The 22,436-nt window shown below is 41.0% G+C and carries 24 protein-coding genes and 1 pseudogene; 12 read left to right on the forward strand and 13 right to left on the reverse strand.

The window, feature by feature from the left end:
• Positions 1–57 precede the first annotated feature (57 nt).
• The gene (locus BEN74_RS19550) at positions 58–252 is read left to right on the forward strand and encodes a hypothetical protein (RefSeq protein ID WP_068911152.1); all 195 of its coding nucleotides are present in this window, start codon (positions 58–60) and stop codon (positions 250–252) included.
• The gene (locus BEN74_RS05740; protein WP_005005861.1) at positions 243–944 is read left to right on the forward strand and encodes an IS1 family transposase; all 702 of its coding nucleotides are present in this window, start codon (positions 243–245) and stop codon (positions 942–944) included. Before BEN74_RS19550 ends, BEN74_RS05740 begins: the two co-directional genes overlap by 10 nt.
• Here the strand turns inward: BEN74_RS05740 and BEN74_RS05745 are convergent.
• Positions 909–2,393, reverse strand: a complete 1,485-nt coding sequence (locus BEN74_RS05745; protein ID WP_162898109.1) for a cupin domain-containing protein — start codon at positions 2,391–2,393, stop codon at positions 909–911. The two genes, BEN74_RS05740 and BEN74_RS05745, sit on opposite strands and share 36 nt — an antisense overlap.
• A gap of 57 nt (positions 2,394–2,450) precedes the next feature.
• Positions 2,451–3,206, reverse strand: a complete 756-nt coding sequence (locus BEN74_RS05750; protein WP_068912226.1) for a hypothetical protein — start codon at positions 3,204–3,206, stop codon at positions 2,451–2,453.
• A gap of 304 nt (positions 3,207–3,510) precedes the next feature.
• On the opposite strand from BEN74_RS05750, the gene BEN74_RS05755 reads away from it, so the two are divergent.
• Together BEN74_RS05755 and BEN74_RS05760 are read left to right on the forward strand one after the other, a co-directional pair.
• A complete protein-coding gene (locus BEN74_RS05755) occupies positions 3,511–3,939 on the forward strand; it encodes a MarR family transcriptional regulator (RefSeq protein WP_068912224.1) in 429 nt (142 codons plus the stop codon).
• 382 nt (positions 3,940–4,321) lie between these two features.
• Positions 4,322–5,602 carry a tyrosine-type recombinase/integrase gene (locus BEN74_RS05760; protein WP_068912222.1) on the forward strand — a complete coding sequence of 427 codons (1,281 nt, stop codon included), beginning with the start codon at positions 4,322–4,324 and terminating at the stop codon, positions 5,600–5,602.
• Positions 5,603–5,702: 100 nt separating this feature from the next.
• Here BEN74_RS05760 and BEN74_RS19855 read toward each other — a convergent pair.
• A pseudogene (locus BEN74_RS19855) lies at positions 5,703–5,810 on the reverse strand (IS5/IS1182 family transposase); the annotation flags it as partial.
• Positions 5,811–5,998: 188 nt separating this feature from the next.
• On the opposite strand from BEN74_RS19855, the gene ribA reads away from it, so the two are divergent.
• Entirely contained in the window at positions 5,999–6,601 is a 603-nt protein-coding gene (gene ribA, locus BEN74_RS05770; RefSeq protein ID WP_068912230.1) for a GTP cyclohydrolase II, read from the forward strand.
• A gap of 122 nt (positions 6,602–6,723) precedes the next feature.
• Here ribA and trpA read toward each other — a convergent pair whose 3' ends face one another.
• Positions 6,724–7,509, reverse strand: coding sequence for a tryptophan synthase subunit alpha (trpA, locus tag BEN74_RS05775; RefSeq protein WP_068912220.1), 786 nt, complete (start codon positions 7,507–7,509; stop codon positions 6,724–6,726).
• Positions 7,506–8,717: a tryptophan synthase subunit beta gene (trpB, locus tag BEN74_RS05780; RefSeq protein ID WP_068912217.1), complete on the reverse strand. Its 1,212-nt coding sequence runs from the start codon at positions 8,715–8,717 to the stop codon at positions 7,506–7,508. The genes trpA and trpB overlap by 4 nt, the downstream gene beginning before the upstream one ends.
• A gap of 100 nt (positions 8,718–8,817) precedes the next feature.
• Here trpB and BEN74_RS05785 point away from each other — a divergent pair, with 100 nt between their 5' ends.
• The 5 genes from BEN74_RS05785 to BEN74_RS05805 all read left to right on the forward strand — a co-directional run bounded on the left by BEN74_RS05785 (position 8,818) and on the right by BEN74_RS05805 (position 12,956).
• Positions 8,818–9,711 (forward strand): LysR substrate-binding domain-containing protein, encoded by an 894-nt coding sequence (locus tag BEN74_RS05785; RefSeq protein ID WP_068912214.1) that lies wholly within the window; start codon positions 8,818–8,820, stop codon positions 9,709–9,711.
• A gap of 113 nt (positions 9,712–9,824) precedes the next feature.
• Positions 9,825–10,403 carry a nuclear transport factor 2 family protein gene (locus tag BEN74_RS05790; RefSeq protein WP_068912212.1) on the forward strand — a complete coding sequence of 193 codons (579 nt, stop codon included), beginning with the start codon at positions 9,825–9,827 and terminating at the stop codon, positions 10,401–10,403.
• Between the two features lie 87 nt (positions 10,404–10,490).
• Entirely contained in the window at positions 10,491–11,744 is a 1,254-nt protein-coding gene (locus BEN74_RS05795; protein WP_000182043.1) for an IS256 family transposase, read from the forward strand.
• A gap of 16 nt (positions 11,745–11,760) precedes the next feature.
• The gene (locus BEN74_RS05800; RefSeq protein ID WP_086374399.1) at positions 11,761–12,258 is read left to right on the forward strand and encodes a chalcone isomerase family protein; all 498 of its coding nucleotides are present in this window, start codon (positions 11,761–11,763) and stop codon (positions 12,256–12,258) included.
• A gap of 11 nt (positions 12,259–12,269) precedes the next feature.
• A complete protein-coding gene (locus BEN74_RS05805; RefSeq protein WP_068911393.1) occupies positions 12,270–12,956 on the forward strand; it encodes a response regulator transcription factor in 687 nt (228 codons plus the stop codon).
• A gap of 17 nt (positions 12,957–12,973) precedes the next feature.
• On the opposite strand, the gene BEN74_RS05810 is transcribed toward BEN74_RS05805, so the two are convergent.
• From BEN74_RS05810 to BEN74_RS05845, 8 genes are all read right to left on the reverse strand, one after another.
• Positions 12,974–14,296 (reverse strand): sensor histidine kinase, encoded by a 1,323-nt coding sequence (locus BEN74_RS05810; protein WP_068911435.1) that lies wholly within the window; start codon positions 14,294–14,296, stop codon positions 12,974–12,976.
• Between the two features lie 39 nt (positions 14,297–14,335).
• Entirely contained in the window at positions 14,336–15,382 is a 1,047-nt protein-coding gene (locus tag BEN74_RS05815; RefSeq protein WP_068911396.1) for an SAM-dependent methyltransferase, read from the reverse strand.
• Positions 15,383–15,390: 8 nt separating this feature from the next.
• The gene (locus tag BEN74_RS05820; RefSeq protein ID WP_068911398.1) at positions 15,391–16,170 is read right to left on the reverse strand and encodes a DUF1295 domain-containing protein; all 780 of its coding nucleotides are present in this window, start codon (positions 16,168–16,170) and stop codon (positions 15,391–15,393) included.
• Between the two features lie 24 nt (positions 16,171–16,194).
• Positions 16,195–17,391, reverse strand: coding sequence for an SAM-dependent methyltransferase (locus tag BEN74_RS05825; protein ID WP_068911399.1), 1,197 nt, complete (start codon positions 17,389–17,391; stop codon positions 16,195–16,197).
• A complete protein-coding gene (locus tag BEN74_RS05830; protein WP_068911437.1) occupies positions 17,388–18,182 on the reverse strand; it encodes a DUF1365 domain-containing protein in 795 nt (264 codons plus the stop codon). Before BEN74_RS05830 ends, BEN74_RS05825 begins: the two co-directional genes overlap by 4 nt.
• Positions 18,182–19,474 carry an NAD(P)/FAD-dependent oxidoreductase gene (locus tag BEN74_RS05835; protein WP_068911402.1) on the reverse strand — a complete coding sequence of 431 codons (1,293 nt, stop codon included), beginning with the start codon at positions 19,472–19,474 and terminating at the stop codon, positions 18,182–18,184. The genes BEN74_RS05830 and BEN74_RS05835 overlap by 1 nt, the downstream gene beginning before the upstream one ends.
• Positions 19,471–20,457: an acyl-CoA desaturase gene (locus BEN74_RS05840; protein WP_068911404.1), complete on the reverse strand. Its 987-nt coding sequence runs from the start codon at positions 20,455–20,457 to the stop codon at positions 19,471–19,473. Before BEN74_RS05840 ends, BEN74_RS05835 begins: the two co-directional genes overlap by 4 nt.
• A 136-nt stretch (positions 20,458–20,593) precedes the next feature.
• Positions 20,594–21,136 (reverse strand): lipocalin family protein, encoded by a 543-nt coding sequence (locus BEN74_RS05845; RefSeq protein WP_068911406.1) that lies wholly within the window; start codon positions 21,134–21,136, stop codon positions 20,594–20,596.
• A gap of 700 nt (positions 21,137–21,836) precedes the next feature.
• On the opposite strand from BEN74_RS05845, the gene BEN74_RS05850 reads away from it, so the two are divergent.
• Together BEN74_RS05850 and BEN74_RS05855 are read left to right on the forward strand one after the other, a co-directional pair.
• A complete protein-coding gene (locus BEN74_RS05850) occupies positions 21,837–22,052 on the forward strand; it encodes a cold-shock protein (protein ID WP_005093626.1) in 216 nt (71 codons plus the stop codon).
• Between the two features lie 103 nt (positions 22,053–22,155).
• The gene (locus BEN74_RS05855; RefSeq protein WP_068911408.1) at positions 22,156–22,383 is read left to right on the forward strand and encodes a hypothetical protein; all 228 of its coding nucleotides are present in this window, start codon (positions 22,156–22,158) and stop codon (positions 22,381–22,383) included.
• Positions 22,384–22,436: the final 53 nt, after the last annotated feature.

Raw genomic sequence — 22,436 nt, forward strand, 5'->3', positions numbered from 1 at the left:
CGCTTTAGCTTATCATAATGCGCTGCAACTCTTCTAAAATGTGCTCAAGCAGGGCGAATGCACTATCAAATGAGGGACTTTAGCAGCAATACTAAAATCAGCATTGCTGCTAAAGCTCATCACGGCACTTGCACAATGAATATTCAAAAGAATATCTATTTTATTTTCGATAGTTCAGATCTTGGTGGTGTATCAAAAAGTATGCTAAAAAAAAGCAGGTTGAATTTTGATAAAATAGAGAAATGCAAATAACTCTAGAAATCAAATGTCCAACCTGCCTCAGTGACAGTATAAAGAAAAATGGCATCAAAGTAGATGGGAAACAAAACTACCAATGCAAAGACTGCAAACGTCAGTTTATTGGTGACCATGCTCTGAGCTATCTAGGATGTAATTCTGGCATTACTCGTAAAATATTACAGTTAATGGTCAGAGGCAGCGGTATACGAGATATCGCTGAAGTTGAGCGCATTAGTATCGGTAAAGTCTTACGGACTTTAACTGAATCGGCCTATCAAATTCAGCCTAAACAAAGTCATTATGAATCTCTCGAAGTAGATGAATTCTGGACTTTTGTTGGAAATAAAAATAATAAACAATGGCTTATTTACGCCTACCATCGAGAAACAGGTGAGATTGTTGCTTATGTTTGGGGTAAGAGAGATTTAGCTACAGTCCAAAGGTTGAAGACAAAGCTTAAACAATTAGGTATTCACTACACCCGAATTGCAAGTGATCATTGGGACAGTTTCATCACTGCTTTTAAAAACTGCAAGCAAAGTATTGGTAAGTTGTTTACTGTAGGAATTGAAGGTAATAATTGCAAAATAAGGCATCGAATAAGGCGTGGTTTTAGAAGAAGTTGCAATTTCTCCAAAAAGCTTGAAAACCATTTTAAAGCCTTCGACTTAACCTTCTTTTACATCAATAATGGCTTCATTTAATGTCAGCATACTTTTTAAAACACCACCCAGATCTTTTTTCAGCTTAAAGTCATGGAAATTGAACCCGTTTTGAATAAAGGATTCTTCTTTCTGAGTCGGCAAAGCCTCGGTAAAAAGGATTTTCTTATCAAAAACAGTACGATCACCGAAAGGTGCCCAGCTTCCAGTTAAAGCAACCATCGCAGAGCCCTCTTTTAAGCCCAGCATTTCATGATCATAGTACGGGCTATGAAAATATGTATTTCCTGCCTCTGCAATATATTTCTTTTTATTAATCTGCCATTCGGTTTTTCCGCCTAAAATATAATAAAACTCAGGCGTCGCGTGGGAATGGGTTACATATTTACCTCTTGGCCCAATCGATAAATATGACAGATTAAAATCATACAGCTTATTCGGGACAATTGCTCTAAACACCCCTTTCATACGGGCAATCTTATTCCATGTATGAAGTAATTCTTTATTTTTTTCTGCGTCTGCGGCAAAGAAAAAACCGCTGGAGGCTGTTAATTTACTGAAATCAATCCACTGTCTATCTTTTTCAAAAAGAAATGCTGGCGTGCCTGGATACAAAGGAAGCCCATGATTCGCCTTTTGCTGCAGGCTGTTCACAGCCAATAAATTCTGCTTATACACATTATCGCCAGCCGCAGTTTTTAGCTCTTTAAAAGGCAATACCTCATATTTCTTTCGCACAGCGTCATCCCACTGTTCAAAATTGTCCGGCATATTGGCTTGATAAGGCTGAATGTGAAAATTCGTCCCCGTAAGATAATAGCCATAATTCAAATATGCTTCCTGGCCATTCGGCGCCCAGCGGAACCAGAGCAGCTTTAAGGGTTCTTTGGACTTAACTTCAATTCTGCGCAGGCTCAAAGGCTCGAGTTTAATCGATGTTCCTGTATAGGCATGAACCGTGTTTTCACCGACAGTAATCTCTGCATCGCCCCCCAAAATATGAAAGGCGCCAGGCGCAGGATCAGAAAATTGCGGAAGGATTCCATTGGGGCCAATTGCAACTTCGATAATTCTCAGGTCAGGATGGTTCATAACCGTTTTCACTTTAACCGTTTTGGCAAGATCTTGAAGCTGCCGTTGAGAGGATTTATTCAAAGCCGGCCAATCGGCTGGAAATACATCTTCAAGCTTATTCCATGGCTTTTGAGAAGATATAAATTCTGGACTAATATTATTCAAACCTTCAAACTTTTTAGGAGAGTTCGGATCGCTTAAATCACGTTTCTTCTTGCTTCTCATCACTTCCAAAGCAGAATCCGCTCTGTCCATTTTTCTATTTTCTGCATTTTCATAATATATTTCTGGAGAAATATCTTTAAATGAAATATGGCTATAATCATGCTTATGTAAATCACTTGCAGAATATACATTTGCAGTCAAACTCATTAAAATTGAAATCTTCAAAATTTCACTAATATACTTACGTTTCATCCTAAAACACCTAAATATCCAAAAAATTAAAATAAATGCCATGAAATCTAAAACAGATTAGAAGAAGAACCTTCTTATTTTAAAATTCAGAACATTATCATTAGACTTAACTTTAAAGCCATCAATGCTTGTTTCATTTTCCTTATGGAAAAGCTCTACGATATACCACCATTTTTTATCCTGAGTTAACGTAGAACCAAATGTGAAGTTAATATTTTTTTGCTCATAATCCACACCATCTCCTTTTAATTTATAATATTCAGGATATACCATGACATATGAGCCTTTTTTGCCGATACCTTTCGATAAATATATAATAGACATAATGCCGTCAGGGTTGCATTCCCTGCGGCCCTTAAAATCAAAGGTAGACTGCAAATAGGCAATTTGAGGCGACAGCGTCACTTTCGAATTTTTCCCTAAAGGAATAGTCGATATAGAACCTATAGCGTGCATGTCTACATTCAGGCTATCGTTATCTTCTTCAAGGCGGAAATAATCATAAGAGAGTGCGGTTTTCGGAACATACTTAAAGCCGGTATTGGCTAAATTATAATATTGAAATCTGGCGCCCGAATATTTTTGATCCTCATTCCACTCACCTTCAGCCTTCAGCATATAGGAGAAAGTCGGGGTATAATTTCCCGAAATATCGGCACTTGCCTTTCCGCTGCCATCATCGTTAATTCCGAAGGTTAATGCAGTCCTTACATTTGCTACATTTACAGGGTCAGGCACGTTTTTGCTTTCTTCTGCATACAGAGAGCTGCTGATTGCTATCAGGCCCAATGCAGCCATATAACTTTTATTCATAATCTATATCCATATAATTCAGCTTAGGCATCATGCTTAAGCTTTCTTATTATTGGAAAAGATAGGAAATTTTCGCATTGGCAATCTTTTACATAGTCAATAAAATAATTTTATTGACAAAGCTCTAGGCGTTTAAAACAATGAGCTATGTTCCAATTTCAGGTTTCAATGATTTTTCTAATTCTTATTCAAAATAGGCCATTAAAAAAATTGAAATATGAGTAATTTACTTAACATACACGTCGTAATAAAATGATCTAGACCATTAACCAAATTCAATTTTATGAGCATGGAAGCTATTAAAATGATAAATGAATGGATTAAAAAAAATCACTTCCGTGAGCTGCACTGCCTAACTGAATACTGTCAAAAGGTAACTGAAGGCTTTCTATATAATTACCGCATTAGCTATAATGCATATATTATTCTCAACTTCATTCATGACCTGCCAGAAACAACCCAGCATGAAATCACAAAAAATACCTTATTCTCGGCACAAAGAGTTAACCAGTTAGTAAATACTCTTTATAAAGAAGGAATGATCAATAAAAGCTCCCGGGATATGAAACTGAAAAAACTTTCAATAACAGACTTAGGCCGATCTACTGTTGCAGAAATAGAAGCTAAACTCATTAATCACTTTATAAAACTAGGTATTACCGGAAATCAAATGAGCGATCTGGCAAAATCTTTAAAAGTTATAAACTTCCAAATTAGGCTAAGTGATCATTGAAATAACTGACTATTACAAAAATAGCCATATCAGCCTTCTTTTTATAATTTTCAGCAGAGGCTGGATAAGATTGGCTTTGTGAGAATCTGCTTGGATTTCCGGCAAGCCCACATATATTCGTAATTTATGCAATCCAATCCTAATTTTTATACAGGCGAATGCGCCCAGCAAAACAGCGGCAATAAAAAACCCCGATCAATGATCGGGGTTTTTCGTATCTGGCGGAAGCGGTGTCCGTCTAACAGTATTCCTAAGCAATCCTAGACAATATTATAAATATATATTTTTCAAATACTTAATAATTTAACCATCCTAAGCCATCTTGTTTAATCCAACCATTTCCAGTATCTTATGAGGGGTAGGTTGTGGGGTAAATAAAAGCATGCCGAAAAAATCTAAAGAGCTATCCGCACTCAGTGTAGCAAAAATTAAAGAGACTGGGCGATATTCCGTAGGTGGCGTTGATGGCTTGTGTTTGAATATCGAAGGTAATTCCCGTGTCTGGATTTTGCGTGCTGTCGTGGGAAAACGTCTGGGCAAAGATGGGAAATTGAAGCCTCATCGCCGTGATATTGGTCTTGGCCCCTACCCTGAAGTTTCTTTAGCTGAAGCTCGTGCTAAAGCGACTGAACTAAAATTGCAGATTCGAAATGGCATTGACCCAATTGCACATAAACAAGCAGAGCTCGAAAAGCTACATATTCAGAAACTTCGGGAAAAGACATTCCGTGAATGTGCAGAAGTCGTTATTGCCAATAAAACCCGTGAACTCAAAAATGAAAAACATATTGCCCAATGGGCATCAACATTGGAAACCTATATCTACCCGACTTTAGGTGGTCTTAGTATTGGCGGCATTACCAAGGTTGATATTGCCGAAGTTCTTAAACCTATCTGGATTGAGAAAAATGAAACTGCCAAACGTATTCGTGGCCGCATAGAAACCATTTTTGATTATTCTAAAGCCATGGGATATTTTGCAGGTGACAATCCTGCTGAATGGAAAGGGAATCTTGAACCTATATTAGGAAACTTAAAGCAGGAATCACGCCCCCATCCATCATTGCCTTATGAACAAGTTTCTGAATTTATTCAACACCTGAAACAGAAAAAAGGAATTTCCCCTAAGGCTCTGGAATTTGCAATTTTAACTGCGTGTCGATCTGGTGAAATTTTCGGGGCTAAATGGCAGGAAATTGATTTTAAGAATAAAATATGGATAATTCCTAAAGAACGAATGAAAGCGGATAAAGAACACCGTGTTCCTTTATCCCTGCAAGCCATTAGTTTGCTTGAATCTATTCAAGATCATACTCAGCTACAAGATTTCATCTTCCCTGCCCCACGCAATGGACAAATGCTTTCTGATATGTCTTTAACTACATTGATCAAACGCATGCATGAACAAAAGCTAAAAGAAAATGGCTTAGGCTATATTGATCCCAAACAAAACCGAGTGATTACAACACATGGTTTCCGCTCTACTTTCCGTGATTGGTCAGCTGATAAAACGGAATACCCTCGTGAGGTCTGTGAGCATGTTCTTGCTCATAAGTTACCAGATGAGGTTGAGGCAGCCTATTTACGTGGGGCTTATCTCAAAAAACGTAAAACATTAATGGCTGATTGGGCTAATTTTTGTAACGAGAAATATAATTGTTAATTTTCTTAAATTATAAATTGAAATCACACAAAATAATTTACAGACTCGTATCTGAATAAGTTTGATTGTGGCCTTGTTTGCCTTTAGGTTGTAAATACTATTGAGCAGCAAGATCAAACCAAATCGAAATATTTCACCGATTTATTAAGGTCCGATTATAAGAAGATCACTTCGTTGTGCAGTAAATTTTAGGTACAGACTTATTTATGTGAGAATTATATTACTGAGTAAGGCTTCTACAATAAGGTTTGCAATAAAGCTAGCTCATGCAAAAAGCTTTTTTTATGCAATACACTTCCTTGTTTCACACAAAATTCACTATTAAATGAATATTATCTAACTGAAAGTTTAATTCAGCGTATGTTATCTATTATCAAGATATAGGTGGATAGTCCAGTGGCTATAGAATTTGTTTCCAAATCAAAGTTACCTACTGCGTTTGGCGATTTTGAAATTATAGCGTTTCAAGACCAAAGTACTGGTGAAGAACATATCGCTCTTGCCAAAGGCATGGATACTATTTCTAATCAACCTGTACTCGTCAGAATTCATTCAGAATGCTTAACAGGTGATGCTTTTACTTCACTCAAATGTGACTGTGGTCCACAATTACATTCAACCATGAAAATGATTCATGATGCAGGTCAAGGTGTGATCTTATACCTGCGCCAAGAAGGCCGTGGCATAGGATTAACCAATAAAATTCGGGCCTATGCACTCCAAGACCAAGGACATGATACCCTTGATGCCAATTTATTATTAAATTTACCGGCAGACGCCCGTAAATATGACATGTGTACCATTATGTTAGATTATTTAAAAATAAAGAATGTAAAACTCATTACAAATAATCCGCTTAAAATTAAATCTTTAACTGATTTAGGAATTAATGTTGTTGAACGTATTCCTTTAAAAGTTGGCTTAAATATCGTTAACAAAGCTTATCTAGAGACAAAGCAAAAACGTATGTCACATCTGTATGATAATAGTGATTTTTAAAAAGCGATCACTTTCAGTAAAAAAATCCACATCCAAAGTTCCATCTCCCTTACGGGAGACGGTTTTATCACATATGGCTCTTGTAAAATTAACTTTAAAGGTACTGATTAAAAAACAGGATATTATTTATTTTCTTTAAGTATTTGCGAAAAAACTGTGACTTTTTCTAAAGTCGCATTCATCCCCTTATTAAAAAAAGTATCGACAAGCGCTGAACCGATAACAATAAGATCTACTTTATTGGCTAATGCTTTAACATGACTTTCATTTTTGATCCCAAAACCAATTGCAACTGGAATATTAAAAATAGGCTTGATTTCAGACATCTTTTTCTCAAGATTAGGTAGATTTAAGTCTCCCCCTGTTAAGCCATTTTCTGCAACATGATATAAAAAACCTGTCGCACGCGCTGAAATTTGTTCTAATCTTTCAACTGGGGTGGTCGGCGCTGTCATTGCAATTAAATGCATATTTTTTTCATTTAATTGCACTTCAAAGTTTTCTTGATACCCATATGGAGCATCTAAAATCAATATTCCGTCTATAAGATTTTCCGTTTCGGCGACAAGTGTTTCGAAACCATATTGCATAATCGGATTTAAATAAGTCATAAAAATTATTGGTGTCTTGTCATCATGCAGCCTGATTGCTTTTACCAACTCAATGGTTTTTTTTACCGTTTGACCTGAACTTAATGCTCTAAGATGTGCTGCCTGAATAATCTCTCCATCTGCTACTGGATCTGAAAATGGCATGCCAACTTCAATAATATCAGCCCCAGCTTGACCTAATTGGCTTAACAGATGACAACTTTCTGCGAAATTAGGATCTCCAGCAGTAAAATAACAGACCAGACCGCTTCGATTTTCCAGTTTTAATTGTTCTAATTTTTGATCTAGACGGTTCATGCTGTAGCTCCTGCAAGATATTTTTTTACCGTGTTTAAGTCTTTGTCACCTCTGCCACTTAAATTAACAATAATGATCTGTTCTGGCTGCATTTCTTGAGCAAGTTGAATCGCATATGCAATCGCATGAGAACTCTCAAGAGCAGGAATAATGCCCTCCTGTTGGCTTAAAAGCTGAAATGCATTTACGGCTTCTTGATCGGTTATAGCCGTATATGTCACACGTCGTGTTGCAAACAGAAGGCCATGTTCAGGGCCGACACCAGGATAATCTAAGCCAGCCGATATAGAGTGCCCCTCTAAAATCTGTCCATCTAAATCTTGTAATAAATAGGTTAAATTGCCATGCAGCACCCCGACTTGACCTTTGCAAATAGAGGCGGCATGTTCACCGTGATTTGTTCCTTTTCCCCCTGCCTCAACGCCAAACATTTTGACATTCAGGTCTTCTAGAAAAGGATGCATCAACCCTAATGCATTTGATCCACCACCAACGCAAGCAACCAAAGCATCAGGCAGTTTATTTTCTTTGAGGAGTATTTGGTTTCTGGCTTCTAGACCAATAATTTTTTGAAATTCTCTGACCATGATGGGATATGGATGAGGACCTGCACCAGTACCCAACAGATAATAGGTTGTATCAACATGACTAATCCAGTCACGTAATGCTTCGTTCATCGCATCTTTTAAAGTCCCACGACCTTTTTGAACACTTCTGACTTCAGCACCGAGTAATTTCATGCGTTCAACATTCACTTGTTGGCGCTGAATGTCTGTTTCTCCCATAAAAATGGTACATTTCATCTTAAACAGTGCACAAACAGTTGCTGTTGCAACACCATGTTGTCCAGCACCAGTTTCTGCAATGATTCTAGTTTTCCCCATAAATTTGGCTAATAAGATTTGCCCAACACAATTATTGATCTTATGCGCACCCGTATGGTTCAAATCTTCTCGCTTGAGATATATTCGAGCACCTCCCGCATAAGCTGTTAGGTTTTTTGCATAAAAAAGAGGACTAGGACGACCAACAAAGTCCGTTAAAATCTGCTGATATTCAGCCCAAAATTCAGGTTTGTGCCGAACAGTATTAAAGGCTTGCTCTAATTCTTGAAGTGCTGGCATTAAACTCTCTGGCATGTAACATCCGCCAAATTTACCAAAAAATCCCAAGTCATCAGGACCATTACCTGTATAAGGGGTTGTCATCTCATATCTCTTACTGTATCCATTTTTTTCATCTTAAAATATTTTCATTTTTCTGATAATTGATATATTTTGAGCTTATGGTGTTAGAAAATTTTACAACATGAAACGTAGAACACTCCCTCCCCTTAATGCTTTAAAAGCATTTGAAGCAGTCGCCAGAAATAAAAGTTTTAGCTTAGCTGCGGAAGAATTGTGTGTCACCCATAGCGCGATTAGCCATCAAATAAAGCAGTTAGAAGAATGGTTGGATAAAAAATTGTTTATTCGACATTCCTCTACCATCTCTCTGACAACGGATGCCGAAGAATTATCTCGAGTTTGTACGCATCTTTTTAATCATTTAGAACAATGCGTCTTTGAGTTAACAAATAAAACGTCAGAGGTAGAAGTGGTAATAGGCGCTTCTCATAGTTTTATGGCAAATTGGCTGATTCCCCGATTAGAAAAGCTCGAAGTCATTTATCCCAATATCCATATCAAATTAATGACATGTAATGACTTAAAATTGTTAGAAAAAGAGAAAGTTGACATATTTATCAATAGCATCAGTGAGAATCATATACTTCCCAACTTTTTGAATAAATATCTTTTATTTCCCGATAACATGGGGCCTGTTTGTAATCGTGAAATAAATCCTCTTCATACAGAACATGATCTTTTAAATTATCCATTACTTCATACCCACTCAAATAAAAATGCATGGCATACATGGTTTGATCAGTCCAAGATTCACTTTTCCCCAAAAGCGAATGATCGTTATTTTGATAGTCTCAATTTAATGATAGAGGCAGCTGTGTCAGGCTTAGGAATTGCGATAGCACCTCAAATTTTAGTAGAAAAAGAAATACTAAATGGAAGAGTCATTGCCCCTTTTGGTTTTATCTATTGTGACTATAATTTTTATGCCATAGTCAGAAAAAATAATGAGAATCCTGATGTCATGAATATCATTGATTGGTTAATGGCTGAGGAAAAAAGAGAAAGTGAAATTTAATCCTTGATCACCAAAATTCTATTCAATGCACGGTCTTTAGTGTCTATCTTCACATTCTGTTCACTCTAGCCTATCTAAAGTGTGAGGATAAACGCTGAAGATGGACAGTGAACATGAATCAACTCAAAACGTTAATGGTAGTTGCCTTATCCTTACCAGTGCTTTTCCTGTCAGGATGTAAAAGTGTTCCTCGTTATTCCTCTGATTATGCAAATGCCAGAGCGAGTATTCAGGGAGTACCCTTAGATGATGCAAAAGCACTAGAAATCGGCACTCGCTTCACTTCTGCATTTAATACCTTGGGCACCCCTCAATTCGTTGAAAACGCTGGAGCATTGTATGCAGATCAGCTTTTTATTAACGATACTCTGTCGCAATTTTCATCGCGTAAAAAACTGCTTGAACATTTTCAAAGTATGAACCAGCGGGTGAGTAATGTAACTGTCAGCCTATTAAATACTTCATATCATCAAGACTCTGCCTATGTGCATTGGCATATGGTTTATGATTTTAAAATGTTCGGCAAAACGCGAACGATGGATTCTTTTGGCATCAGTGAAATAAAGGTCAACCCAAACCATAAGATTATTTTCCAACAAGATTTCTGGGATCCTGCCAATGGTCTGTATCGTTCTTTGCCCTATGTAGGAGGAACCTATTCATGGGTACTGCCTTTCAAAAAGGAGCTATAGTCATTTGTGGTGTATGAGGGGAAAAGAGGGTGGCGTATCCTGTTGATTGTTTCCTCCAAGAAATAATTAACAGTAGAGCGATACGCCATGACAAATATTACCCTGAATGTTCTTTCACAACCAGATGAAACTGGCACTGATGTGCTAACTGCTTTATTGCGTAATGGTGCTCGTCAGCTCATTGCGCAAGCAGTTGAAGTAGAGCTGCAGCAACTGCTGCAAGCTCATGAAGAACTGCGTTTACCCGATGGCCGCAAAGCTGTGGTGCGTAACGGCTATTTGCCTGAGCGCAGCATCCAAACGGGCATTGGCGATGTTGATATCAAGGTGCCAAAAGTGCGTGATCGTAGCGGCTCTGGTATTCGTTTTACCAGCGCACTGCTACCGCCATACCTCAAGCGTGCCCGCAGCGTTGAAGAGTTATTACCGTGGCTGTATCTCAAAGGTATTTCCACTGGAGACTACCAAGAAGCCCTTGCAGCCTTGCTGGGTGAGAATGCCAAAGGTCTGTCAGCTAACACCATTTCCAGGCTCAAGGAACGCTGGATTGATGAGCACCGAGAGTGGCGACAGCGCGATTTGAGTGACAAGCGCTACGCGTACCTTTGGGTTGACGGTATTTACAGCAACGTCCGCCTCGATGACCGTTTGTGCTTGCTGGTGGTGATGGGCGTGACAGAGCATGGTCGCAAGGAGCTGATTGCCGTTGAGGAAGGCTATCGCGAGTCTGAAGCCAGCTGGCTTGAGCTGCTGAATGGCCTGGTTGCGCGTGGGCTTACGACCTGCCCAAAGCTGGCAATAGCTGACGGCGCCTTGGGCTTCTGGAAAGCCCTGAGTAAGGTCTATCCGCAGACCAAACAACAACGCTGTTGGGTGCATAAAACGGCCAATGTGCTCAACAAACTGCCCAAAGCAGTACAGCCCAAAGTAAAAGAAGCACTGCATGATATCTGGATGGCAGAGACGCGTGAGAAGGCTCATAAAGCCTTTGATATAGCGCTGGAAAGGTTTACTGCTAAGTACCCACGCGCAATGGAATGCTTAGCTAAAGACCGTGAGAGCATGTTGGCTTTCTACGATTTTCCAGCAGAACATTGGGTGAGTATACGCACCACCAACCCAATTGAATCTGCCTTCGCTACAGTACGTTTAAGAACCAGCAAAACCCGCAATTGCGGTTCAAGAAACACAACCCTAGCAATGGTTTATAAATTGCTGCAATCAGCGCAGAAGCGCTGGAACCGCCTGAAAGGATTTCAACTGCTAACCCTCGTGGTCAATAACGTTAAATTCCAAGACGGCGAACAAGTAATGGAGCAATCAGACAGGAAAACCGCCTGATGCTCGTACACCAGATTTGACCATAACTCTTCAAAAAGTAGCCATAACCACTGTACTGATGCTCGGGAGTTTTGGTTCTTGGGCTCATGCGCAGAGCTTAAATAAATGTGGTAATGGTCCACTAATGGTGGGACAAAAACAGGTCGGTGTGGCCAGTTACTTTGCACAAAACTGTAATCAGCCTTGGCAAGGCCAAAACATACAGATGGATTTTACCTATACACAGAATATTCCAGAATGGGCATTTAAACGTGCGGCCACACATCTACTCAAACGTAATATCAAAGATCAAAAAGTTCAGGCTGTTTTCAATCCAATCACCGATCTGTATCGTCCAGTGAACTCAGGAGATCTATACCAACTAAAATATAGCCATGCCACACACACATTAAGCCTATACTTAAACCAGAAAATGCAGGGACAACTCCAGAACCCATTGGCCCAGCAATATTTTAATATATGGCTAGGTCCTCAGCCATTTAGTGCTAAATTAAAACAGCAATTAATAAAGTAGTCCCTACAGTTATGTCTAAACATTTTATTTTGATGGTTGAAGATCATTATGAACTGGCATCTACCTTATGCGAGTTTCTAGAAGAGCATGGTTTTGTGGTCGATCATGCTCGAAATCTAAATGCTGCGCGCCAATTGCTCAAGCAGCAACGCTATCATATTTTACTTTTAGATATTAACTTGCCTGATGGCTCGGGTTATGAACTATGTGAATGGCTACGAAATAAAGAAGGTATGGACCTCCCTGTGCTGATGCTCACCGCACGCGATACGCTGAATGACAAACTCAAAGGTTTCAATTCAGGCACGGATGATTATCTAGTCAAGCCATTTGACTTTAATGAGCTGGTGGTTCGAGTCAAAGCTTTGATCAAGCGTTCACTGGGTGAAGTATCCTCTGGTCGTCTTCAAATTCATGATCTGATTCTGGATCCGGCAACACAGCAACTGACTCGTGCAGGACAAACCATTGAACTGCCCCCCATTCAGTTCAAACTGCTCAAACTACTGATGCGCCATTCGCCTAAAGTTCTGACTAAACAGGAAATTATGATAGAGCTTTGGGGGGATGAAGAGCCTGAAAGCGATGCCCTGCGTAGTCATATTTATAATTTGCGTAAAATGGTCGATAAGCCTTTTGAGCAAAAGCTAATTCATACCATATCTGGCGTAGGGTTAAAGATCACTTTAGAAGCTTAAGCTCTCGAAGCCCAGCCTTAATTTAAATACAAGACGACAATCAGTCCAGTCGTCATCGCTAGATCAACATCTTGGTGAGTATTGAGATAATACTGCCGATCAAACAACTCGACCCGCCAGCCAAGCTGCTTGCACAACTTCTGTACTAATTGCAGTCCAATGCCATGACCTTTGATCTCTAATTGCAATTGCTGCCCCGATAGTTCTTGCACCTTGGAGTTATTAGGTAAAGGAATGCCGACACCATTATCTGCAATCAATACTGTATTTTTTTGCAGAATGACATCAATTTCTGTGCCTTGTGAATAATTCAGTGCATTCCGCAAAATATTGCCGAATACCATTTTGGTCATTGACGGGTAAAGTTTACGTGGCTGTTCGTTTAGATCTTTTTGAAAATTTATCCGCATGCCTTTGTTATGGCTAACACTATCCAGATCCTGAACTAGATTTTCCAGACATTCTGAAAGCATAGTCGATTCAGCGGTTAAAGTATTGGTGGCATTGCGGGCAATAGCCAGTAGTGTGTCAACTAATAGTTGCATGTCTTCAATGGTGTTGTTCAAGCGAGTAAATGATTTATTGTCCCCATAGCGTGCCTGACACAACTGCACATTGCCTTTTAAGATGGTGAGTGGTGTGCGAAGCTCATGACTGACATCACCAGTAAATTCACGTTCACGCTGAATAAACTCGCTTAATACCTGATGATATTTTTCTAGCGCCTGCTTGAGATATTCCGCTTCCAGATTTGAATCAGTCCGGATGTCATGAAACGGTGAAGCCTGATTTTTATAATCTTCCCAATCAATATGTTCCAGTGCGTTGGCAAGTCTGGTAATTGGAGAAAAATAGCGCCGAGCACGGCGATTCCACCACCACAGCACACTATAAAGCACAAACAAGCTGACCATCAGTGGTGCCAGACCAAACAACCAGACCAGTTTATTGACATTGCTTTCGCCAAACACCAACAGCACATGCTGCCCGTCTTTTTCACCATACACGGTCATGCGTTCCTTACCATCAACAAAATGCCGATTCACCCCTTGCTCAAGCGGCATATGCTTAAATTGGGAGGGTGGCACAATGTTCCAGCGGTAACCATACAGGTTTTTGGTATCGGGCAATTCTGCGGCAGGATTGCGTTCCAGTCGCTGCCAGTAGTGTGACATTTCCTGTTCCAGCGCGGTTCTGAGCAAGGAACCTTTAATCACCCACGCACTGAAGCCAATCCCGATCACCACAGATAGGCCAATGAATCCGATTTGCAGCCAGTAGTAGCGGTTAAACACTTCACCCAGAGGATGATCGCGTTTGTCCCTAAAGAGCCTTAACATTGCTATATTCCCCGCTGGCCCACCCGATTCATCGTTCAATTATATGGCTTTTTTAAACAGAAAGTGGCCGATCACCCACTCACGTCCATGGTCATAACCGAACAGCTCTGCACAGGCCATAAAGAAAATCCGCCAGCGCTGCCACCAGATTGCCACATCTGCGCCATAGGTCTGTTCAAACAGGGGCTGCAGCTCGGCCTGCTTCTGGTCCATATTCTCCAGCCAGGCATTTGCAGTGCGTTCATATTGGGTGCCGGCCCATTGCCAGTGCTGTTCAAGCTGCAAATGCTGCTGAAAATGTAGGAAAGTTGAGGCTGCCGGCATCAAACCACCACTGAAGAAATATTGCGACATCCAGTCAAACTCATTTTTGACTTCAAACGGATAATGCAAGAAACGATGACAGAAAATATGACACCACAATAAGCCATCTGATTTGAGCCAAATACTGATATTTTCAAACAGTTTTTGATAGTTGCGTACATGCTCAAACATCTCCACCGAAACCACACGGTCAAATGACACAGGTTCAAGTTGCAACACATTGACATCACAAGTGATCACATTAAGGTTATCCAGTTTTTTTAAACGGGCTTTTTCCTGAATATGCTCGCGCTGCGTTGAAGAGTTTGACACGACCGTAATACGGGCAGTTGGATAATGCTCGGCCATATACAGACTTAAAGAGCCCCAACCGCAGCCAATTTCTAAAATATCCTGCCCGTCTTTCAGTTGCGCTCGCTGGCAATAGCAGGCAAGAGCAGCTTCTTCAGCTTGATCTAGCGTCGTATCGGCATGTTCAAAGAGACTCGCGCTGTATTTCAGGCGCTTACCGAGTACTGCCTGAAAAAATGCAGTCGGCAGTTCATAGTGCTGCTCATTGGCTTTGTCTGTCTCAATGGCAATTTCGCTGTTTTTCAGCATGGTCAGCACATCCATATAGCGCTGCGCTGCCAATGCGGGGTCAAACCGACCTTCTTGTGCCAAACGTTTTTTGCTCAAGATTTTAATACCAGCACGAATCACTGAGTCTGGCACCTTGCCATTTTCGATCAGTTCTAAAGATTTTTTAATCATAAAGTCCATGTATTTACCTACTCTTTGGGTGGCCACGGAAAAAATATTGAAGTTCGTCGTTGATAGTCTTTATAGTTGTCACCACGGTGAGTGAGCGCCTGTTTTTCACTAAATGGAATACCCGTAAGGTAGTACAGGAATAGCCACATCAGCAGCGGATAAATCCATAATTCATAGCATCCTGCGGCCAGACCGAGCACTGGATAGGCAAACCAATGCAGCCATTCAAAAAAATAATTCGGATGACGTGAGTATTTCCACAAGCCCTGATCCATGGTTTTACCTTGATTCTGTGAATCTAGCTTAAAACGGTAAAGTTGCTGATCGGCAGTGCTTTCGCCTATCAAAGCCGATAGCATGATCATGCCCGCCACAATCACAGTGACCAAAGTCCAGTCATTCCACTGCTGGGTCGGAAGACTCAACAACTTCAGCATTGGGTAAGAAAACAGTAGAGCCAAACCTGCCTGAAATATAAAAAACACCAGAAAACCAAGATGCTGATAATCCCCCATCGCTCGGCGCATGTTGGCATAACGCGTGTCTTCTTGGATTTCATTGGTATAGCGCCGTAACAGATGCCAAGTCAGCCGTGAAAACCAGATCCCACTCGCCAGTCCCAGAAATAACCGAACCAACATCGGTGCACTGTCAATCGCCCAAGCAGCAATAATCACATTAAGGGCAATACTGAAACTCCAAGCGACATCGACCAACCCTGCTCTGCGGTTATAGGTCACAAACACCCAGCTACAGAGCATGATGAAGACATTGAGCAAAAATAAATCTAGCAGCATGTCGCCCTCCTGTTTTATTTCTGCTTAGTAAGCACTGGCTTCAAACAGCAAATGGACATCACTGATCACACCTTCCCTAAAACCACCTTCGCAATAACACAGATAAAAATCCCACATGCGGATAAAACGCTCATCAAAATCAAGTTGCAGCACTTGATCACGCTGCTCCAGAAAACGCTGGCGCCAACACTTCAGGGTTTGTGCATAGCTTTGACCAATATCTTCCAGATGTTTGAGACGAAGTTTTTGCTCAGAAGCCGTTTGCGTCATCACACTGATACATGGAATAAAACTACCGGGGAAAATATAACGCTTAATGTAATCCACCGTATTTAAAGCTTTAACATAGCGTGCATCTTCAATCGTAATCGCCTGTATCAAGGCTAGACCATTCGGCTTGAGCAACTCGCGGCATTTTCGGAAATACGTTGGTAAATACTGCTCACCGACTGCTTCAATCATTTCAATGGACACCAATTTATCGTATTTACCTTCGAGTAAACGGTAGTCCTGAAGCTGTACAAACACCCGATGAGACAGTCCCGCTTCAGCAACTCGAGCGAGTGCTTCATCATACTGAGCCTTGGAAATGGTAATGGTGGTGACCTTACAGCCATAATGCTGAGCCGCATAAATGGCAAAGCCTCCCCAGCCACTACCAATTTCGACCAAATGGTCCATCGGTTTCAATTGAAGTTTCTGGCAGATCAATTCTTTTTTATAATCTGAAGCTTGTTCCAAGCTCATACAAGGGTCTTTAAAGACAGCACTGGAATACATCATGCTGGAATCTAAGAACAATTTAAAGAACTCATTGCTCAAGTCATAATGCTCAGCAATATTCTGACGACTTCCATCAATCGAATTCTTACGGGATTTATACCAAGCCTTGAGTACCAACTGGCTGGCTTTTGCCACTACATTTTGATTCATCCGGTCCAGTACATCGCGGTTACGTGCCAAAATGCGGATCACATCCACCAAATCTTCACTGCTCCAGTAACCGCGGATAAAACCTTCTGCCGCACCAAGTACACCATTACGGAATAACAATTCCATCAGACGGGTATTATGCACCTGAATCACGGCCTGCAGATCACTGTTTTCTCCGACCGCTCCATTCCAGACGCCTTTAAAAATCAGCTGACCATGGCGTAATTTAAGGAGGTGGCGCAGTAGCGCCGGCAGTGTGCTTTGCTCTCCCATTAACAGTGTTTTCATCGCAATGTGTTTCCTTTTTCTTTTTTAGGATGTCGGTAAAACGGAATTTTCTTTTTCCATAAACGGAAGGCATGCAGATAAATTCCGCTGACCATTCTGAAGGGTTCAAGAACTTTCAGCACAGCATAGCGATAATGCTGTGAAGGAACCGTGATGGCCTGTAGAGAAAATTTCAGGGTGGCATCAAATTGCAGCACGCCCTGCTCAAACAGCTGCATATGAATCACGTTCTGCTGATCAGAGAAGCTGAAGCGCCAGCGGTAATCCAGTGCCATCGGCATGAACGGTGATATATGAAAGGCCTTTTTAAAATCAAACTGGTGACTCTGGTACGGCGCATATTCAGTTGTATTGTGCCGGCAGTCATGGATATAGACCTGACGTTCATTCCACGGCGTATTGGTAATTTCACTCAGTACAAAGAGCAATTGGTCGGTGGCATCAAAGACTAGATAAAACACCACGGAATTGAAACGAAAGCCGAGTGTGCGTGGCAAGGCCAGAACCCGGATGGACGCGGCATGCGGTAACAGATAGTTTTCCCGCTTGATCAGCAGGCGTGCGACCTTCTGCCGAATCGAACCACATTCCATAGTCAGAAAATCACGCTCATCCAGGGTCAGGAAATTCCAGCGCTTGGAAGACCATAGCCAGGACTTTTGGGTAAAGCTTGAGAGTTGATCAGGATCAAACCATAGATAGGTCAGCTGAGTCTCAAAAGCATGGGCTTTGGGCAAATAACGGCGATGCCGGATTTTGGCAGCGGCGATCGCCAGTGGATACATCTGCATCATGCGCTCCTAGCTGCCTGCTCGGTCTGCTGCAATAGCTGATCGACTACCCATGAAGCGCTACGTGCCCCATCCTCATGAAAGCCCCAGCCCCAGTAAGCGCCACAGTAGGAGGTGCGGTTCTGAGCATTGACCTCGGCCCAGCGTTGTTGCGCCTCAATCGCGGCAGCATCAAACACCGGATGACGGTAATGCCGTTCTACCCAGACTTTTTTAGGATCTAAGGCAAAATTAGGATTCAGGGTGGCAAAGACCTGGGTTTTGCATTGCAGGTTTTGCAGCTGGTTCATCCAGTAACTGAAACCATAGTGCATACCACTGTGCTGGAACGGGGTCTGTTCAGTTGCCTGACTCGGGGTCACATGCACATGCCAGCTGGCCCACTGACTTCTGGATTTGGGCATGATGCGGGTATCGGAATGCACCACCATGCGGTTATCCTGATAGCGAAACTTGCCGAGTACTTCCAGCTCCTGCGCGGATGGGTCTTTCAGTAACTTTAGGCTGTCGTCAGCATGGCTGGCAAATACCACCCAGTCAAAACGTTCGCTGCCCTGGGTCGTTTCAACCAGCACATCATTGGCACTCCGCGAGACATGCAGAACGCCGGTCTTGCGGAAGATAATATTGGCCTGGGACTGAATGGCACGGACGTAGTGAGCTGATCCGCCCTTGACCGTGAGCCATAACGGCCGGTCTTTCAGTTGCAACATGCGATGGTGCTGGAAAAAGCTCACCACAAATTTATAGGGAATCTGTCCAGCTTGTTCCACCGGACAGGACCACAGCGCCCCACACATCGGATAGAGATGTTCCTGACGGAAGGCTTCAGAATAGCCATGCTGATTCAGATACTCATCAATACAGAGTTGTGCATCAACCTTCTCGACATCCAGATCTTTATTGGCGGTATAGAAACGGAACAGATCCGACAACATTGCGCGAAAATCAGCATTCAGAAAATTTTGTGGGCGAAACAGCAGCGAGAATTTTTTTGACGGATTGTACTGCAAGCCGCTGACCTGATTATTCACGGAAAAGCCCATGTCACTGCTTTGTGATTGAATTCCGAGTTCTTTTAGCATCGCGCAGAACAGCGGATAGTTATGCTCGTTAAACACAATAAAGCCACTGTCCACTGCAACCTGTTCGCCATCTATATTCAGCTGATGAGTATCGATATGGCCGCCAAAGTAATTATTCTTTTCAAACAGCGTGACCTCATGCACTTTGCTGAGTTTCCAGGCGGCATACAAACCGGAAATACCTGAACCAATAATCGCAATTTTCATGGTGATTCCTTCGATTGAATCGTGTGAGTGCCTGCCGTAGCGGCTTTTTTCTGTTTTCGAGCCTGGCTAATTTTACTGGCTTCATAGACCCGTGCCGGAATTGGCTTGAGTCCCCAGACCAGCCCGAGCCAGGACATGAGTTTCAGCAGGTAATAGGTGATATCAACCTGCCACCAGTAAAAGCCTTGCCGGGTACTGCCAGCATAATAATGATGGTTGTTATGCCAGCCTTCGCCCAAGGTAATAATGGACAGGAATAAGTTGTTGCGGCTTTGATCTTCAGTGTCAAAATCCCGGCTGCCGTAATGATGCGCCAGTGAATTGATACACAAGGTGGCATGGATCAATAACACGGTGGAAACCATAAATCCCCAGACCAGTAACTGCAGGCCCGAAGTGCCCAGTTGTGGCCAGGTGATTGCCAGCCATTCCCCTAGTGCATAAATTCCGCCCGCGGTCAGCAGCACCACAATTAAACTGAAACGATCCAGCCAGATCAGTTCCGGATATTTCAGCCAGTCCTTGATTACCTCTTTACGCGTAGCAAAGTTGTATTCATTTAAAAACCAGCCGACATGGCTATACCAAAAACCATGCGTCGAGGAATGCGGATCTTGCAAGGTATCGGTATAGCGGTGGTGATAGCGGTGATGTGCCGCCCACCACAGTGGGCCACGTTGTACACTCATGGTGCCAATCAGCACAAACAGGAACTGCAGCGGACGCGAGGTCTGAAAAGTTTTGTGTGACAGATAGCGATGGAAAAAAGCGGTGATGGAAAACATGCGGATCAGGTAGAACAGTAGCATAAAGCCCAGTGCAAACCAGGACACTCCCACCCAGAACACTGCTAGACAGGCCAAATGCAACAGAATAAACGGCAAAATCCTAAACCACTGAATCTTGCTGTTTTCAGCCGTCAGTGTTTCAGGCGCTGTGAGTGTAGACCAGCTGTCTATCCATCGTATCAGGCTTTTCAACATGGACTCATCCTACTTTTAAGCGATTGTCTTTATTCTATTTGATGAGTGTAATTAGTCAGATATCAATTTTATGTGAAGTGAAATAAAAAAAGCCGAACTGTAGAGAGACTTAGTAGTTCGGCAAAAGGGTAGCAGATTAATGTGGTAATTTGATTAGTTTTGTCACGTCATAACCATAGTGTTTCGCTGTATCTAAATAGGACTGATAAGTCGCTTCATCCAGTTGCGGTTCACGCGATAATATCCATAGATATTTATTACTCGGTTCTCCAACCAGTGCCACTTTATATTCCGGATCTACGCGTAATAACCAATAATGACCTTTGCTAAATGGTATCCATCTTAAACCTTGAGGTAAAAAACTGACTTTCAGTTTGCTATTGCCTTCATTTTGTGGATAGGCAACCCCTTCAGAACTAATCATTTCGCCATTGGCAATCCGGCAGCTATTCAAGACACGCATAGTCTGATCGGCATTGACACGATATTGTGCCATGATATCCGATATGCATTTACGCTGAAAATACATCGGTAAATGCGCGATTTCATACCACTTGCCCGCATACTGCTGAATATCAACCTGATCGACTGCCCGAGGTGCAACAGTTTCTGCTTGAGTCATTGTGCTGATGATGGCCAATGCTGTGGCTGCGAAAACAGACTTGAATAGTATCTTCATTTTTTAGCCTTGTTGGATTTCAGGCTTAAGATAACCCAGGTGGGTGTGAACAAAGCGTGAAGACAAAATTGTGAAATTCAGTATTTGGGATTGAATAATTTAAGCTCGATTAACCTTATTGTCCGTACAATAATTTTATGAGAAAAAAGTAGCTGTCCTATAAGCATCTTTGTATGCAGGTTTAGCTAACACAATCGCAAATGAATGGATTTAGTCCTAGCCGCTTGGTTCGGTGATTTTTTCCCTACATCCCATGATCATTAATAGATAGAGTCAAATTTGAAAGGTGATCTAAACTTAAGCTTTGTGCATATGTAAAAAATCATCATCCCTGAAATTAAAAACATCAATATTATTATTACAGAGCTATGTAATCACATTCATTTACTGTCAAATTTATTGGCTAAGTAGATTAACTATGTTTGGCTATAATTACAATAAAATATATAAATCAGTTAGATAACTAAATTTTTAATAAGATTATAAAATATACATATAAGAAAACTTGATTATTCTAGTTTTTAGGGTATAGTTAACTCAACTAGAAAAAGTCTTGTTTCACTAAATCTCTCTTAAGTATCGTCGTTTTATTCATAATTCTTCGTTTTTTTCAGATTTTAAGTTTCATTCTTTATTATTTCAAAGTTATAAGCAGTCAATAAAATGACTAAAAATTATTAAACAATCAGTAGGATTTATTATGTCAAACTCAAATGTTGTTAAAGGTACCGTTAAATGGTTCAATGAAACTAAAGGTTTTGGTTTTATTCAACAAGAATCAGGTCCAGATGTTTTTGCGCACTTCAGTGAAATTGCTAACTCAGGTTTTAAAACCTTATTTGAAGGCCAACAGGTTGAGTTTAGTGTTGCTCAAGGTCAAAAAGGCCCCAATGCAGTCAATATTGTTGCTATATAAGTACTAATACGAGTTGAAAAAGCACTACTCAGTGCTTTTTTAATTTTAAAGAAAAATTATTTTCTATATTGGAACAAACAAAATCATAAAAATAGGATACAAATTGTTAAAAGTTAATGAATTAATTGCAAAATCTCAAAATGGCACTGAAATTATCGTTTCTTTAATCCCCTTAAATAAAATGCAGAATACCCGTCAAGGTTTCAAACAGATTGAAGTCGGTAAAAAAATTCTGCTTGAATCTGGAATTGAGGTAGATTTGAATTTAGATGGTCGTACATTTTATACGTCTTTAAATAAACTATTTAAGCTAAATCAAAAAGTTACTTAAATAAAAAATACTTTATTAATAATCACTTAATTTAATTTACTCTCTGCCATCAT

The sequence above is a fragment of the Acinetobacter sp. WCHAc010034 genome (assembly GCF_001696615.3).
GTDB lineage: Bacteria > Pseudomonadota > Gammaproteobacteria > Pseudomonadales > Moraxellaceae > Acinetobacter.

Coding starts and splice junctions, on each gene's coding strand:
- BEN74_RS05745 (WP_162898109.1), bottom strand. CDS start 2,393: ATGAAACGTAAGTATATTAGTGAAATTTTGAAGATTTCAATTTTAATG.
- BEN74_RS05835 (WP_068911402.1), bottom strand. CDS start 19,474: ATGAAAATTGCGATTATTGGTTCAGGTATTTCCGGTTTGTATGCCGCC.
- BEN74_RS05830 (WP_068911437.1), bottom strand. CDS start 18,182: ATGCAGATGTATCCACTGGCGATCGCCGCTGCCAAAATCCGGCATCGC.
- trpB (WP_068912217.1), bottom strand. CDS start 8,717: ATGACAACCCCTTATACAGGTAATGGTCCTGATGACTTGGGATTTTTT.
- BEN74_RS05790 (WP_068912212.1), top strand. CDS start 9,825: ATGAATCAACTCAAAACGTTAATGGTAGTTGCCTTATCCTTACCAGTG.
- BEN74_RS05820 (WP_068911398.1), bottom strand. CDS start 16,170: ATGCTGCTAGATTTATTTTTGCTCAATGTCTTCATCATGCTCTGTAGC.
- BEN74_RS05755 (WP_068912224.1), top strand. CDS start 3,511: ATGATAAATGAATGGATTAAAAAAAATCACTTCCGTGAGCTGCACTGC.
- BEN74_RS19550 (WP_068911152.1), top strand. CDS start 58: ATGCACTATCAAATGAGGGACTTTAGCAGCAATACTAAAATCAGCATT.
- BEN74_RS05785 (WP_068912214.1), top strand. CDS start 8,818: ATGAAACGTAGAACACTCCCTCCCCTTAATGCTTTAAAAGCATTTGAA.
- BEN74_RS05740 (WP_005005861.1), top strand. CDS start 243: ATGCAAATAACTCTAGAAATCAAATGTCCAACCTGCCTCAGTGACAGT.
- BEN74_RS05750 (WP_068912226.1), bottom strand. CDS start 3,206: ATGAATAAAAGTTATATGGCTGCATTGGGCCTGATAGCAATCAGCAGC.
- BEN74_RS05795 (WP_000182043.1), top strand. CDS start 10,491: ATGACAAATATTACCCTGAATGTTCTTTCACAACCAGATGAAACTGGC.
- BEN74_RS05845 (WP_068911406.1), bottom strand. CDS start 21,136: ATGAAGATACTATTCAAGTCTGTTTTCGCAGCCACAGCATTGGCCATC.
- BEN74_RS05825 (WP_068911399.1), bottom strand. CDS start 17,391: ATGAAAACACTGTTAATGGGAGAGCAAAGCACACTGCCGGCGCTACTG.
- trpA (WP_068912220.1), bottom strand. CDS start 7,509: ATGAACCGTCTAGATCAAAAATTAGAACAATTAAAACTGGAAAATCGA.
- BEN74_RS05805 (WP_068911393.1), top strand. CDS start 12,270: ATGTCTAAACATTTTATTTTGATGGTTGAAGATCATTATGAACTGGCA.
- BEN74_RS05760 (WP_068912222.1), top strand. CDS start 4,322: ATGCCGAAAAAATCTAAAGAGCTATCCGCACTCAGTGTAGCAAAAATT.
- BEN74_RS05815 (WP_068911396.1), bottom strand. CDS start 15,382: ATGGACTTTATGATTAAAAAATCTTTAGAACTGATCGAAAATGGCAAG.
- BEN74_RS05810 (WP_068911435.1), bottom strand. CDS start 14,296: ATGTTAAGGCTCTTTAGGGACAAACGCGATCATCCTCTGGGTGAAGTG.
- BEN74_RS05840 (WP_068911404.1), bottom strand. CDS start 20,457: ATGTTGAAAAGCCTGATACGATGGATAGACAGCTGGTCTACACTCACA.
- BEN74_RS05850 (WP_005093626.1), top strand. CDS start 21,837: ATGTCAAACTCAAATGTTGTTAAAGGTACCGTTAAATGGTTCAATGAA.